Annotated in this window: 13 protein-coding genes; 2 read left to right on the plus strand and 11 right to left on the minus strand. The window is 47.0% G+C overall.

Going from position 1 to position 15,593, the window contains the following annotated elements; genetic code table 11:
- Window positions 1-46: 46 nt before the first annotated feature.
- The 6 genes from ACYVGR_RS35035 to allB all read right to left on the minus strand — a co-directional run bounded on the left by ACYVGR_RS35035 (window position 47) and on the right by allB (window position 5,977).
- A complete protein-coding gene (locus ACYVGR_RS35035; RefSeq protein WP_460965170.1) occupies window positions 47-1,279 on the minus strand; it encodes a M20 family metallo-hydrolase in 1,233 nt (410 codons plus the stop codon).
- 116 nt (window positions 1,280-1,395) lie between these two features.
- Window positions 1,396-1,731, minus strand: coding sequence for a hydroxyisourate hydrolase (gene uraH / locus ACYVGR_RS35040; RefSeq protein ID WP_460965172.1), 336 nt, complete (start codon window positions 1,729-1,731; stop codon window positions 1,396-1,398).
- Window positions 1,728-2,234, minus strand: a complete 507-nt coding sequence (uraD, locus tag ACYVGR_RS35045) for a 2-oxo-4-hydroxy-4-carboxy-5-ureidoimidazoline decarboxylase (protein ID WP_460965174.1) — start codon at window positions 2,232-2,234, stop codon at window positions 1,728-1,730. Before uraD ends, uraH begins: the two co-directional genes overlap by 4 nt.
- Before the next feature lie 126 nt (window positions 2,235-2,360).
- Window positions 2,361-3,107 (minus strand): (S)-ureidoglycine aminohydrolase, encoded by a 747-nt coding sequence (gene allE, locus ACYVGR_RS35050; RefSeq protein WP_460965176.1) that lies wholly within the window; start codon window positions 3,105-3,107, stop codon window positions 2,361-2,363.
- 15 nt (window positions 3,108-3,122) lie between these two features.
- Window positions 3,123-4,400, minus strand: coding sequence for an allantoate amidohydrolase (locus ACYVGR_RS35055; protein ID WP_460965178.1), 1,278 nt, complete (start codon window positions 4,398-4,400; stop codon window positions 3,123-3,125).
- 248 nt (window positions 4,401-4,648) lie between these two features.
- Window positions 4,649-5,977: an allantoinase AllB gene (allB, locus tag ACYVGR_RS35060; protein WP_460965179.1), complete on the minus strand. Its 1,329-nt coding sequence runs from the start codon at window positions 5,975-5,977 to the stop codon at window positions 4,649-4,651.
- 65 nt (window positions 5,978-6,042) lie between these two features.
- On the opposite strand from allB, the gene pucL reads away from it, so the two are divergent.
- Window positions 6,043-6,888: a factor-independent urate hydroxylase gene (pucL, locus tag ACYVGR_RS35065; protein ID WP_460965180.1), complete on the plus strand. Its 846-nt coding sequence runs from the start codon at window positions 6,043-6,045 to the stop codon at window positions 6,886-6,888.
- 21 nt (window positions 6,889-6,909) lie between these two features.
- On the opposite strand, the gene ribA is transcribed toward pucL, so the two are convergent.
- The 5 genes from ribA to topA all read right to left on the minus strand — a co-directional run bounded on the left by ribA (window position 6,910) and on the right by topA (window position 14,391).
- The gene (gene ribA / locus ACYVGR_RS35070) at window positions 6,910-7,422 is read right to left on the minus strand and encodes a GTP cyclohydrolase II RibA (protein ID WP_460965182.1); all 513 of its coding nucleotides are present in this window, start codon (window positions 7,420-7,422) and stop codon (window positions 6,910-6,912) included.
- Between the two features lie 98 nt (window positions 7,423-7,520).
- Window positions 7,521-8,219 (minus strand): SIR2 family NAD-dependent protein deacylase, encoded by a 699-nt coding sequence (locus tag ACYVGR_RS35075; RefSeq protein ID WP_460965183.1) that lies wholly within the window; start codon window positions 8,217-8,219, stop codon window positions 7,521-7,523.
- Window positions 8,220-8,292: 73 nt separating this feature from the next.
- On the minus strand, window positions 8,293-10,581 hold the full coding sequence (locus ACYVGR_RS35080) for a glycoside hydrolase family 20 protein (protein ID WP_460965184.1): 2,289 nt from the start codon (window positions 10,579-10,581) through the stop codon (window positions 8,293-8,295).
- Between the two features lie 138 nt (window positions 10,582-10,719).
- The gene (locus ACYVGR_RS35085; RefSeq protein WP_460965186.1) at window positions 10,720-11,583 is read right to left on the minus strand and encodes an Rpn family recombination-promoting nuclease/putative transposase; all 864 of its coding nucleotides are present in this window, start codon (window positions 11,581-11,583) and stop codon (window positions 10,720-10,722) included.
- A 153-nt stretch (window positions 11,584-11,736) separates the two neighbouring features.
- Window positions 11,737-14,391: a type I DNA topoisomerase gene (gene topA, locus ACYVGR_RS35090; protein WP_460965188.1), complete on the minus strand. Its 2,655-nt coding sequence runs from the start codon at window positions 14,389-14,391 to the stop codon at window positions 11,737-11,739.
- A gap of 251 nt (window positions 14,392-14,642) precedes the next feature.
- Between topA and ACYVGR_RS35095 the strand changes: the two genes are divergently transcribed.
- Window positions 14,643-15,566, plus strand: coding sequence for a DUF4349 domain-containing protein (locus ACYVGR_RS35095; RefSeq protein WP_460965190.1), 924 nt, complete (start codon window positions 14,643-14,645; stop codon window positions 15,564-15,566).
- Window positions 15,567-15,593 lie beyond the last annotated feature (27 nt).

Consider the following 15,593-nt stretch of genomic DNA (forward strand, 5'->3'; position numbering starts at 1 on the left):
CCTAAAGGTGCTTTCAGGTCTAAAAAACAAGCTATTCTATACTGTTTCAGCCAACAATTTTCAGGATAGTCTGATACAAAACTTCGCTTCCTAAAGCCAGATCTTCGTAGGATGCGTACTCCAGTGGATTGTGGCTGATTCCATCTTTACAACGAACAAAGATCATTCCATAATCACAAGCTTCCGACATCACCAGGGCATCGTGAAAAGGCCCGCTTACCAACTCCGGTGCATCCAATCCCAGTTCCGTACAACTAGACCGAATGGTGTCTTTTATCCAGTCGGCACAGTAGCTCGATTTAATATCAGTATCCACGGTTAGCTCGTAGGTGAGTCCGTGGGTTTGAGTAATTTCAGCAATTGCCTCTTTAAGCTGACGTTCGCAGGTATTACGCCGTTCCATATCAATATCCCGGAACTCCATCGTCATGCTAACGGCCTCGGGAATGATGTTGCGGGATGATGGGAACACGTTGAGCGTGCCAACGGTACCCACTGTAGGGGCTGGTGTAAACTGCGACGCAATCTCATTGACAGCGACAACTACTTTGGCAGCCCCCAACAACGCATCTTTCCGAAGCGGCATCGGGACCGAACCCGCATGCCCAGCCATCCCTTTCAGGGTTAAACTCAGCAAAAGCGGCCCGGCAATACCGCTAACAATCCCAATAGGTTTGTTAGATTTATCTAAGACTGGCCCCTGTTCGATATGCAGCTCAATAAAGCACCGAATGCTTCCCGGAGCATACTCGTCGTCGTTGAATTTAGTGATGTCGCAGCCAAAGTCGAGCAGTGCCTGTTCGCGCGTTATACCATCTTTATCTTTCCGCTGCAACTCCCCCTCTTCCAGTTTTCCAAGAATGCCTCTCGAGCCAAAAAGGCCTTTATTGAATCGCCAGCTTTCCTCGTCGGCAAAGGCAATCACATCAATACTCGTCTCTGGCACAATGCCTTTTTCGGCCATGGTACAAACGGCTTCGATAGCGCACAACACGCCTGCAATTCCATCGAACCGGCCTCCATACGGCTGCGTATCCAGATGGGAACCCGTCATTAAAATAGGTGCATCTGGATTTTTGCCTGCCAGTCGGCCAATTAAATTCCCGAAGCTATCGATGCGAACCGTCAGTCCGGCAGCTTCCATCCAGCCTTTGGCATGCTCAAACATCTGTTTCTCCAACGCCGAATGGGCCGGTCGACACATGCCTGTGTCACCAATTTTTCCGATCTCACTCGATACCTCAAAGTAATGCTGAAGACGTGCTGCGTTTATAGTCATAAGCTCTGTGTTAATGAATAATGCAGAATGGTTAATGAATAATGCGAATGCCTGGATCATTATCCGTTCAGGGCCACCTGTGCGGTACATTCTACATTATTCATTAACATTTTTTATCAAGACCCCCGATAGGTTGAATACCCAAATGGGTTCAGTAGTAAAGGGACGTGGTAATGCTCGCCAGTGGTGATGGCGAATGTAATTTCAACGAATGGATAAAATGAAGCGACGCCAAGCTGTTCAAAATAAGCGCCGGTTTCAAAGCGTAATTTGTAGGTACCCGTCGGCAAAATGGTTTCTTTAGGCAGCAAATCGCCAATCCGGCCGTCGGCATTGGTCATTCCCCGTGCGATCTCAATCCATTCACGTTGTTGGTGATACAACACAATACTTACAGCTTCGGCCGGTTTGCCACGGGTTGTATCAAGGATATGGGTTGTTATAATACTCATGCTATCAGGAGTTTTTCCAGGCGAATTTTTGTAATTTTATTTTGCTCCTGCATGGCAATTTGAATTTCTTCTTCCGGCGAATTTAATAACCGTGCTTCCAGAATTTCCAGCATTTCTTCCGCCGATTTACCCGTTGCGCATACGATGAAAATATAACCAAACTTCTCTTCGTAAAGCTGATTCCCCTCCGATAGCATTTCCAACACACTGAGCGATGCCGTCGAAACACCCGCCTGCTCTCCTTCAGCCCAGGCCGCGGTCGATGCAAACTTTTTCCTCAGCGACTCAATGTCTCCAATTTTCGGGTGGTGCGCAAACGCTTCCCGCCAATCACTTTCGGCCAATCCAAACCAGATAACTTCGGCTTGTTCAAACAGGCTCTCCCTGCTCTCTACAGGAAATAGTTTAACCATTTCAGTAATCCATGCCGTTGAGCCACAGCAAGCAGACAAAGCGGTTTTGAGATCAGGGGTAGGTAGTTGATTTAGTTCGGGTAGTGTCATATAGAACGCTGATTCTTAAGATCATTATGATTTTTTATGATTTAACATACCATCAACTTACTCTTAACCATCGCCATTTTTCACCAATACCTTAATCTCATCAATCATAAAAATCTGCGTTCTATATTAAACAGTCGTTGGGAAACGGTTGACGTTCTTGTAGTAAATATAGACCGCAGGTTCTTTGCCCATCGCGGTGAACCACTGCTGACAATAGGGAGCCATCCAGATCGAATCACCTTTCTTGATCGGATACCAGTCCTGATCGAGCATGTACACCCCCTGCCCTTGCAGATAAATCAGGCCGTGTTCCATAATGTGCGTTTCGACCAATGGCAAATGTCCACCGGGATCATAGGTAAAAATATTGACCGCCATATCGAACGACAACTCGTCGGGCAATAGCACCTGTAGCCGCAAAGCTGGGTCGCCCATATAACTCGGCCCAGCTACATTGGCGGCATCTCCGAAAAGCACAGATGGCACAGTATAGCCTTCCAGCTTTTCATAGAGTTTGTGGAAGGTAAGCAATTGCGTTCCTGCTTCCGGGCTCTCAAACGCATATTCTTTACCAATCGGGATATACACAAACTGCCCCGTTTTCAATGGCCTTGTCTCACCGCTTACAGTTGCAGTACATTGTCCTTCAATAACATAGAAGAATAATTGAGACTGTTTTGTGACACCAACCAGCTTGCTTTTATCTGTTAATGTAATGAGCGTCTGGCACAGATTGGCTCCCATTTGCTCATTGATAATGACATTTACGGTGCAGTTGTCCCAACCGGGAACGCGACTATTAATGTACCCATCCGGGCTAATAACGGCATGGTTGCGTTTGACAACCGACCGGGTAAGTGCTGAAATTTCCATAGGCATAAGTTAATACTATGGATTTTTGTCATTCCTCCTATTGTCGGAATGACAAAAACCGTCAATAAGATAATTTAAAAACCTATCCGCAACCTGAAGCGCAGCGGCCATATCTGTCAATTCAACGTTTTCCAACGGATTATGGCTGATTCCCTGAAAGCAGCGCACAAATAGCATGGCAATTGGCGAAACCTGTGAAATTGGAACGCCATCATGTCCAGCGCCACTAACTAGATCAATTCGCTCATAACCAGACGCCTGTATTGCCTGACCGAGTAATTCGTTCAGTTTAGGATCGCACGTTACGGGGGCTGTTTCCTGAATCAGTTTCCACTGGAACGTAATCGATCGTTCGGCGCATAGACTGGCACATTGCTTTTGAATGTTCTGATAAGCATACTCCAGGAAAGCTGGGTCATTGCTGCGAAGATCCAGACTACAGCTTACTTCGCCCGGAATAACATTACTGGCGGCATTGACCACGTTCAGTTTGCCAACCGTCGAAACCAGATTATGTCGGTTGGCAAAGCCAAATTTTTCAACCTCCAGAATAAACTCAGCCGCAGCACACAAGGCATCCTGACGCATATCCATCGGTACAGTTCCGGCATGACCAGCCATGCCCGTAAACGTAATTTCTATCCGTTTTTGGCCCGCAATGCCCGTAACCACCGCCACAGGAACCTGTCGTTCATATAAAACCGGGCCCTGCTCGATGTGAATTTCAAAATAACCCAGCCAGTCACCGGGTGCAATCGCATCTGCCGACAATTGGCTGGCAGTCCCTCCTATGTCCTGAATAACGTCGCTAAGTGACGTGCCCGATGCATCTTTTTTTACCAGCAAACCCGGATCAAACGAGCCTGCAACAACTTTACTCCCGAGGTAGGTTGTATGAAACCGAACGCCTTCTTCATCGCTGAAGGCAATCAGTTCCAGGTTAAACGGCAGCGCTTGACCAAACTGGCGAAGATTTTCAATCAGATCTAGCCCCATAATTAAGCCCATCGGTCCATCGAACTTCCCGGCGTTCACAACCGTGTCCATGTGCGAGGCTATCACAAACGTTTTCGCGTCAGCCATTGGACTCACTAAACGACCTCGAACATTCCCAATCGCATCGACCCGCGTTTGCAAACCAGCCTCCTGCATCCAGGTCTGAATTAGTCGACTTCCCTGCAAAAATGCCTTCGTTCCGAAGGTGCGGATAACGCAGGTCGGATCATCACTGATGATCGCCAGTTGATTTATTTTGTCCAGTACGTCCTCTGCCCGTTGCAAATAGTCAGTCATATCTCTTATTGCTAAAATTAGCTTGACCACAGAAACATAGAGAACATAGAGCTATTGAACCTATTTAAATTTCCCCTTTTATAGAAAATACTAGCCTGTTTTTGTCATTCCGACGACAGGAGGAATCTCAAAGTTGCGTGTTAGTCAATCCTAAGATTCCTCCTATCTTCGGAATGACAAAAAAGAGTGCCATATTATTTTTAAATAACTCTGCCTTCCCTGTGTCGCATCGGCGCACCGCTCTGTGGTTAAATTAATTTCCCTACGTTCAATTTCACAAAGTTGCCATTCTTAAAAACCAGTTCTCCAGCCAGATACGTTTGCTCGACAACACCATATAGCTCTTCGTTCAGATAGGGCGTCATTTTATGTTTATGCTGTAATGAATCCGCTGAAACGACGTAGGATTTATCTGGATTCCAGACCACTAAATCGGCGTCGAAACCTTTGGCAATCTGGCCTTTTCGATTAGATACTCCTGCAAGTTGAGCTGGTTTTTCACTTAACCACCTGGCTATATCTGTTACGGCAAAACCCCGCTCCTTTGCGGCTGTCCAGAGTATAGGTAAAGCGAGTTGAAGCGAAGCGATACCGCCCCAGGCTTTCATGAAATCGCCACTTTGTAATTGTTTCAAATCGGGCGGTGCGGGCGAATGATCAGTAGCCACAAAGTCGATGATGCCAGTCCGTAACGCTTCCCACAACTGATCATTGTTTTCTTTTTCCCGAATGGGTGGCGCACATTTAAACTGCGTTTGCCCATCTGGAATGGTCTCGGCCGTGAAATACAGATAATGCTGGGCCGTTTCGACCGTGAGTGGCAAGCCTTTTCGCTTCGCAATAGCAATGGGCTCAGTCGAGTTCGCCGACGATAAATGGACAATGTGCGTTCGGCAATTGTATTCTTCGCACAGTCTGATCATCAGCGCAATGGCTTCATCTTCCCATTCTTTCGGTCGGGACAACAGGTAGTTCTGATAGGATTGAGGATCGCCCGTTGCCAGTTGCTCATCTGTCGATAATTCGCAATGGACAAGTAACGGCAAACCATGCCGGGCAATAATGGGCATCGCTTTTCGCAGGTCCTCTTCCGTTACGTTCGGAAAATCGTCGATACCAGAATGCGTCAGAAACGCTTTGAAGCCTAATACACCTTTCTCAATGAGTAGCTCGATGTCATCAGTATTGCCTGGTATCAGCCCCCCCCAGAAACCGCAATTGGTATGAAGTTGCCCCTGCGTAGCCGCCAGTTTCTGATCAAAAGCCTCCGCAGTTGTTGTTACGGGTGACGAATTCAATGGCATATCGACCAGCGTAGTCAAACCGCCAGCCATAGCGGCACGAGTAGCTGTATTAAACCCCTCCCAATCGGTCCGGCCGGGTTCGTTGATATGGATGTGTGGGTCAATAACACCCGCCATCAGCACGTTATTGCCAATATCAATTACATCGCCAGCAAAATCTACCGGCACTTCTGAGCAAACATCCGCAATCAGACCGTTTTTCAGGATGACAACAGCCTGCCTGATTCCGTCTGGGGTACAGATTTTATTTCCGTTGATAGCCAGGTCGATCATACTAAAAAATAGAAAATTAATTTCTATACTAGAGGCCAATACTACCCAAAACGGCCGAAACAACCATGAAGATCAGCTTGAAAAAAAATGCATACGGCAAGAATGCAGTGAATCTGTCAAAAATCATTCGGCACCCTAACAATCACGAATTCAGACAGATATCGGTTGCTATTTCGCTGGAAGGAGACTTCGAAACCGCACATACGTTGGGCGACAATTCCAAAATATTACCGACCGATACGCAAAAAAATACAGTATATGCATTGGCAAAAGAGCATTTTGTCGATTCAATTGAGAACTTCGGCTTGTATTTAGCCAATTATTTTATCACCAATAACCCGCAGGTTTCGCAGGCAACCATTCACATTATCGAACACCCCTGGACGCGCATGGCCTTCGATGGTGAACCGCATCATCATGCTTTTGTAGGTGGTGGCTCCGAAAAACATATCACTACGATTGTACAAACGACCGACGGCGTCAGTATAACTTCAGGCATCAAAGACCTGTTGATTTTAAAAACAACCGATTCAGGTTTTGAAGGCTATATTAAAGATCAATACACGACCCTGAAAGAAACGGCGGATCGCATCTTCGCCACTCAATGTGAAGCGAACTGGGTGTACACATCTACAGAACTTGACTTCACGGCCCTTTTTAGTGCTATTCGCGAAACGCTACTGAAAACGTTCGCCCACCACAAAAGTCTGTCGGTTCAACAAACGCTGCTGGCAATGGGCTCAGCGGTGCTGGAAGAAACGCAGGAAGTAAGTGAGATTAGCCTGATTATGCCTAACAAACACCATATTCCGTTCAATCTGGATCAGTTTGGTATGGACAATAAGAATGAGATTTTTATTGCTACCGACGAGCCTTATGGCTATATCACAGGAACGGTGACGAGGGAATAAATATGATATATGATGTATGATTTACAATTCTGTTGCCTTTATGCCAACTACTTCAACTCCATGCTTTGTCAGTGTCTCCACTTTTCGGGGATTATTGGTTAACATTCGGATTGACTTTACCCCTAACTCATTTAATATATCGGCAGCTATTGTGTAATCTCGGGCATCTCGTTTAAAGCCAACCGCTTCGTAGGCATCCGCTTGCGCCAAGCCAAGTCGCTTGTATTCAACGCTTTTCAACAAAGCGAAATGACCATTCCCTTTCCCTTCCTGATCCAGCCAGATCACAATGCCTTTACCTTCCTGTTGAATGAGTTGCTGCGAAATCTCCATCTGCTCCCGACAATCGCATTCAATGCTGTTAAAAGCATGACCAAATAAACAGGACGAGTGAACCCGGCATAATACGTTCTCGGCCCCGGTTACATCGCCCATCAGCAAGGCAATCGCTTCTTTCTGGCCATTATAAAAAAGGACTTCGCGGTATTCTCCGAATTTAGTTTTCAGATTTCCCTCTGCAAGTTTAACAATCATGATGAGTACACAGACTAAAGATTCTTTTGATTCTAGTGATTCTTTTGGGTTAATAATCAGTAGTGATAGAATCAATAGAATCATTTTGCAAAAGCATACTATTCAGCGTCGGCCTCTGCCAATAATTGATCGGCCAGTTCGGTCAGGCCAATGGTGGCGGGTTCGGCGATGAAGGTTACGTTCGGGCGTTTCTGCATGGTTGGGATGTTAGGGTCAACCACGTAAATTGGAACGCCCGACTGAACAGCATAGACCAAGCCTGCTGCTGGATACACATTCAGCGAAGTACCTACAACGATAAAAATATCGGCCTCCTGGGTGATGTCTACCGCAACATCCATCATGGGTACTGCTTCGCCAAACCAAACAATGTGCGGACGTAGTTGGGAGCCTTTTTTACAAAGATCCCCCTGTTTAATCTCCCAGCCTTCTATATCGTAAATCAATGACTCATCGATGGTTGAGCGCGACTTAAACAGTTCACCGTGCAAATGAACCACCTTCGACGACCCCGCTTTTTCGTGGAGATTATCGACGTTCTGAGTAATGATCGTTACATCATACTTTTCCTCTAACTTCACCAAAGCCAGATGCCCAGCATTAGGTTTCACGCTGAGCGCCTGTTTCCGACGCTGATTGTAAAAATCCTGAACCAAAGCCGGATTTCGATGCCAGGCTTCGGGGGTGGCCACATCCTCAATACGGTGGTTTTCCCAAAGGCCATCCGAAGCCCGGAAAGTCGGAATTCCACTTTCGGCACTAATGCCCGCACCGGATAAAACAACGATTTTTTTCATAAATTTCTAGTTTTAGCAGGGGGCAGGGCGCACGGAGCAGGGCGTAAAACTCCGTGCGCCCTGCCCCCTGCTTTTACTCTACAACAATTTCATCGGTGGCAAACCAGGTTTTCTCGCCTGCGCTGGGGTGGCCAGCGGGACAAACACCTGCGTTTTTCGCCCGGATACGTACATAACGCGCCCGAGCCGTTTTAAAGTCGGCAACAACAGGTAGAATATCCCAGGGACCATTTAGATCATAGGTAACGGGCTGAGAAATAGCTTCTTTAAAGTCTTTCCCATCTTTCGAGATCGCTATATCGACCGACGCAGGCGGAAAGCTTCTATTCATAATGATCTTCAGAAAATTCAGCGAGACTTTCGTGACGCTCGTTACATCGCCCAAATCCACCAACACATCCATATCGCCGGAGAAGCTAGTCCACTGACGACGATCTCGTGGAGTTTCTCCCCGTACGCCATCCGTTAGTTTAGTCATTTTAGGATCACTGTTCGAATCGGGTGCGATGGCGTAGGTGTAAGGCTTGTTTTTACCCTTATGAAGCGTGAACGTTTGGGTGAGCCGTCCGCCCGTAGGGGTCATGGCCCGAATCGTCGTCGTTTTTGTGAGCGTTATTGGCCCAATGTATTCCGTGCTTTTCTCGTTCGGCTCTTTCCCGTTGAGCGTATAGAAAATACGACTGTCGGAATCCAGTTTACTCAGCTGAACCTGAATCTGGCCCTGATCATTGGCCTGAGTTGTAGCCGAAATATCAAACAACCGCTTCGCATAATTAACGGACATAACGTCGAGTTTGGGCAAGTGATTTTTCAGACGCTGGGCAAAGTCCTCGAAATTATGTGGTCCTGTTTGCATCCAGCCAATTTCAGCCAGGGCAATGGCTCTCGGGAAGGTCATATATTCGACCGATTCAGGCGTAGGCAGGTACTCCGTCCAGACATTACCCTGAACTCCGATAATGTACTTTTGCTCGTCGGCCGACAGTTCGGCAGGCAGTGGTTCGTAGGCATAGACCTTATCCAAAGGCAGATACCCACCAATCGCCAGCGGTTCGGTAGCAGGGTTGCCCTGGTAATAATCAAGGTAACAAGTGCCGTTAGGCGACATCACCACATTATGTTTCTGCTTAGCCGCAGCAATTCCGCCTTCCGTACCGCGCCAGCTCATGACGGTAGCATTTGGAGCCAGCCCACCTTCCAGAATTTCGTCCCAACCGATGATCGAACGGCCTTTACTGTTCAGGAACTTCTCGATACGCCGGATAAAATAGCTTTGCAATTCATGTTCATCTTTCAGGTTGTTTTTCTTCATCAGATCCTGACAGAAAGCACTATTCTTCCAGGCCGTTTTAGGGCACTCATCACCCCCAATGTGAATGTATTTACCAGGGAATAAGGCAATTACTTCCGTCAGAACATCCTGCAAAAACGTAAACGTTTTCTCTGATGGGCAATACACTTGGTCCGAAACGCCCCATTTGGTTGCTACCTGATAGCCTTTAGCTGGATCACAACCCAATTCAGGATAAGATGCCAATGCGGCCTGCGCATGGCCAGGCATTTCAATCTCAGGAATAATGGTCACAAACCGACTCTGCGCATACCGAACGACGTCTTTGATTTCTTCCTGTGTGTAAAAACCACCAGAGGGTTTCCCGTCAAATTGTTGTGGGTAATTCTGGCTATATTGACCAACGATAGACTCAGCCCGTTTGCTGCCGACTTGCGTCAGTTTTGGGTATTTTTTGATTTCAATGCGCCAGCCCTGATCTTCAGTCAGGTGCCAATGAAACGTATTCTGCTTGTGCATCGCCATGATGTCGATGAATTTCTTAACGAAGGGCACAGGCATAAAATAGCGTCCTGCATCGAGCATCAGCCCCCGATACCCATAACGAGGTTTGTCGGTGATGGCGCAGGCGGGCATGGCAGCTGTGGTAGTCTGGCCAGCAGGCAGCAACTGTCGCATGGTTTGTGCTGCATAAAACAGGCCTTTGGCGGTCGAAGCCTCGGCTAATACTTTCGTCGGCGTTACGGTCAATTTGTAGCCTTCGTCGCCAAGGACCAGCTTTTTATTTAACGTAAAAAAGATGTGAGCGCCTTTCGCCAGTGCCGGACTAGTTGGTGTCACGGTTAACGTCAACCCATTCGCCGTTTTAACCTGACTGGCAAAAAGCTGAGCTAACGCCTTTACGCTGGCATCGGTAGCAGGCGCAATGACAACACGAGTATTGGAGGTTACTGAAAATTGACCATTTTGCCCAGAGAAACGGGCTGGAAACGGAATCAGGTTATATTGATTATCGGGAGTTTGGGCAACTGTAGCGTAGGAAAGTAGTAAACAAATAAGCAGATGTTTCATGCGGCCAGTTTGGTAGCGGTTGGTTCGGATGGCAAAATAGTCAGGAATTTCCAAAGGGTATTAAAACCAAAGACCTTCCGGTGGCAGAAGGTCTAACCAAAGTAGGTTTGTCGTTCAAAAACAAAGCAGTCGTCAATATTATGATTCGCCTGTCAGTGTACTCTGAATTTCTAAAACAACTGCAAGTGGTACATCATTGACTTCAGCTATTAAATCGGGCGAAAGACCTTTTTGTAACCCTTTTGTTATAGCCTGCTTCTTTATTGACTCAATCTTTTTCTTCTCTTCATATATAATTGCCGCATTTTGGGCTATTCGCTTCTCATAGGCAAACCGTTCCTCAGCAGTCATTGCGCTTCTATCTACCTCTTGAATCGCCTTTTTAAGCCATTCTTCATCCCAAAATTCAGGAAATTGACGCTTATGCTTGACTTTATGCAAGGTTTTCATGGTATATACCAGTTTGTCCAAGTCTGATTTAATAATAGCTGGGCGCTTGTTAAATTTATCTAATTCTACTGTAACAAACGAAAGTTGATTATCGGTTTGTTCTCCCCTTTCATTTCGCAACGTAGAAATGTTGTGGTAATCTTTTAAATCAGGGAAGATCGTATGCTTCAAAATACCCACACAGTAGATTGTAGCTAGCTTGTCGAATGAGTAATTACCTTTTTTAACGAGTGTATTTAATTTATAGGTCGCGTAAAATTTCATACGCTGGAGAAATTGGGGATAGTCTCCTAACTGCATCTCCACAATAAAATGATTGCCGACGTCATCTTTACAGGACATATCATATACCCCACCCCGGCTGTCGGCAGTGTAACCTTCAATCGTATTTTTATCAAATTCAATTGACGTAATTGGCCTTGGCGATTTAATTAGCGCCTGCAAGGCTTTTCGCAAAAACAGCGTATTTGCTTCATTACCGAAGGTAACCTTAAAACCATAATCAGAAATAAGCGGAATGAATCGTTGCTCTTCAGAATTTGACAATTCCATTCAGCAAGGATACACAAAAGAAAATAAAGTTTAACTAATAAGGAAGTTTATTCTTGGTTAACTCGTTATTAAGCAAGGGCCATGAGTCTCTCTATATTCACTATAAATTTAAGCCCCGTTACTTTCTAGATAGCGGGGCTTAAATTTATGGTATTACTTTTTCGCGGCTGCCTTCTTTGCCGGCGCTTTGGCCGCTGGCTTCTTGGCAGGTGCTGCAGTTGCCTTTGTTGTTTTAGCTGGGGCTGCTTTTTTCGCAGGAGCGGGCTCATCTCCCGCGAGTTTTAGGCAATCTTCGAGCGTTAACGAAGCGGGGTCAACGTCTTTCGGAATTTTGACGTTTCGCTTGCCAACGGCCAGATACGGCCCATATTGCCCGTTCACGACTTTTACCGCCGGATTCTCAGGGAACTCCTTAATGTATTTATTGGCTTCGGCTTGCCGCTTGGCCAGAATCAACTCGATAGCCCGATCCAGCGTCATGCCCGCCAGCGATTCGTTCCGGGGAATTGAGATGTACTTGTCTTCGTATTTGACATATGGACCGAAGCGCCCTTTGCCAGTCGTAACAGGCTTACCCTCGTATTCACCAATCGCTTCACTAACCGCTTCGGCACGTTTCTGCTGGATAAGTTGCGTAGCGCGGTCAGCATCAATCGAATACGGATCGTCTTCTTTCGTCAGCGATACATATTTATCATCGTGCTTTACATAGGGGCCAAACTTACCAATGCCGATGACCATCGGTTTATCCTCAAAGAAGCCAACCTCACGGGGTAGTGTAAATAAATCCAGCGCTTCCTGTAAAGTGATGGTTTCAATTAGCTGGCCATCGCGCAGATTAGCATATTGTGGTTTCTCGTCGTCGGTCGATTCGCCGATCTGTGCATAGGCACCGTATTTGCCTAATCGTGCCGATACTTTCTTGCCTGTTCGGGGGTCGAGTCCTAGCTCTTTAGCACCCGTTTTGAACGACACGATCGACGAACCCTGAATATCTTCGATGTTTTTATGGAAATCGCCGTAAAATCCTTCCAGCATGGACTTCCAGTTCATTTTACCGTCCGCAATTTCGTCAAACTCTTTCTCTACGGTTGCGGTGAACTGATAATCAACGATATCCGGGAAATATTCGACTAGGAAATCATTGACGACGATACCCGTGTTGGTCGGAAATAGCTTCGCCTTTTCGGAGCCGAAGGTTTCCTTGCCGCTGGTTTCGCTGATCTTATTTTGCTGGAGGGTATACTCCATGTACTTACGCTCCTGACCAGGTTTATCCTGCTTAACGACGTAGCCCCGGTTAATGATCGTTGAAATAGTCGGTGCATAGGTCGATGGGCGGCCAATGCCCATTTCTTCCAGTTTTTTCACCAGCGAGGCTTCCGCATAACGAGGCTGCGGACGCGTAAATTTCTCGGTGGCTTTCATCTGACCCAGATTCAGGTTTTGCCCGATCGTCAGCGGTGGCAACATGCCTTTGGCGTCTTCATCGTCCTCATCGTCTTTCGATTCAAGGTAAACCCGGAGGAAGCCATCAAATTTAATGACTTCACCCTGAGCAACCAGTTCATTCGGGAACTGCTGCGTTTGGATTGCTGGAGGAGTATCGACAAATGGGCTATCATCGACATGCGCCTGAACGGTCGTCGTTGCTCCGTTAGCGAATCGAATGCCAATCGTTACTGTTGTACGTTCTAATTGGGCATCAGCCATTTGCGAAGCAATGGCCCGTTTCCAGATCAATTCATACAACCGTTTCTGATCGCGATCAGCACCAGCATTCCGGTCATTGAAGTTAGTTGGGCGGATGGCTTCGTGCGCTTCCTGTGCCGATTCGTTCTTGGTCTTGAACTGACGGGTCTGGATGTATTTCTGGCCAAATTCAGACCCAATCTCAGCAACCGCTTTATCAATAGCTTCGGTCGAAAGGTTGGTCGAATCAGTCCGCATGTACGAAATCTTACCCGCTTCGTACAGATTCTGCGCAATCCGCATCGTCCGATCTACCGAATAACTCAGCTTCCGAGAGGCTTCCTGTTGCAGCGTTGAGGTTGTAAAGGGCGGTGCAGGCGATTTTTTAGCGGGTTTAACTTCCAGATTCTTAATCGTAAAGGTTGCCCCAACACACGCTTCCAGAAACGCCCTGGCCTGACCAGAGGTCGCAAAGTTTTTCGGCAACTCGGCGTTCAGGATTTTACTACCGTCGACGATAAACTGAGCCGTAACCTTAAACGACGACTTGGCGGAGTGCTTATCGATTTCCCGCTCCCGCTCTACTACGAGCCGCAACGCTACCGATTGCACACGACCAGCCGATAAACCTGTGCTGCCGCCTTTAATCTTGCGCCACAGTACCGGCGACAGTTCGTAACCGACTAAGCGGTCGAGTACGCGTCGGGCCTGTTGGGCATTAACTAAGTCTACGTCAATGGTGCGGGGCGATTTGATCGCATTCTGAATCGCATTTTTGGTAATTTCCCGGAAAACGATTCGTTTGGTATTATCCCGAAGGCCAAGGGCTTCCTTGAGGTGCCACGAAATAGCTTCCCCTTCACGGTCATCATCCGTTGCCAGCCAGACTTCATCGGCCGACTTTGCAAGGGCCTTTAATTCACTAACAAGCTTCTTTTTATCGGGTGAAATTTCGTACGAGGGCTGGAATCCATTGGTAACGTCCACGGCCAAGCCATCTTTGGGCAAATCGCGTACATGACCAAAGCTAGACTTCACTGTAAAGTCATTACCGAGGTAGCCTTCGATGGTTTTCGCCTTCGCTGGCGACTCTACTATGACTAAGTTTTTCGACATAATCGGTGTTCAGGTTGAAACTGTCCCCACTGCCTTCTGCACATTTGCCTACATGGCTCGTGCCAAATATAGACGCAAAAGCACTGACTTATGCAAATACATAAGTTATAGACAGCAAACGAAAGTCTGGAGATCAGTGATATTTATATAACAACATGTACTGGCGCATCGTTCGAAAATACCGGCTAAAATCCTTATAAATGAGCCAATAAAGTCCATTTTGAGGGTTATTTAAAAAACAGTACGTTCGTGTGAAAATCCGCTTTGATCTGCATCTTATGGGTATGAATTATTTTTTGACGCTCCTAGTGCTCCTGACAGTTACGGGCTGCCAGTCGAAGCCAGAATCAGGACAAGTTGAGACAGAGATCAACCTGACTCCCCGTAGTATGGCTGCCCTCAAGCTGCCTCCCCAAACACAGGCTCAAGACGAATACAGTAAACAGGAAGAAATAGCGCCAGAACAGGCCGCACCGTCATCGGCCACACAGCCAGAGCCATCAACGAGTATCAACCGGAAAATCATTCGGAATGCGCAGATACGCATTCGGGTCAATGATTTCAAGAAATCAGGGCAAGCAATCGAGCAGGCCGTTCAGAAGGCGGGTGGTCAAATTACCAGTTCGAACGAAACCAAATCGGACAACAGCATCGAAAATGCACTTGTCATTCGAGTCCCTGCTACTCGCCTTGACGCCCTGTTAGCAGAGCTTCTGAAGGAGTCGATTTTTACCGATACCAAAACCATTACATCGGAAGATGTAACACGCCGGTATGTTGATGTTGAAGCCCGGATTCGGAGCAAAAAAGCGGTTGAGGAAACCTATCTAAAACTGCTGAAACAAGCTCGAAATGTGGGCGATGTGCTAAAAGTAGAGGAACAGCTTGGGCAGATTCGGGAAGAGCGTGAAGTACAGGAAGCCGAACTACGCCAGCTTAAAGATGAAGTTGCTCTTAGCACCATCAACCTGTCGTATTATCAGCAAACCGAAGTAGCCCTGAATCCCGAAGAGCCTTTTTACAGCCAAATCTGGCACAACTTCACCAACGGTTTTCGACTGGTCGGCGATGTGTTGGTTGGCCTTTTTTACTTCCTGCCTATTGGGGTCATTGCAACCGGAGTCATCTGGCTATTCCTACGCTGGCGTCGTCAACGGCGAAGTGTGGTGAAATGATTGTTTTTCGACAGGATTTACAGGATG

Source organism: Spirosoma litoris, from assembly GCF_054776755.1.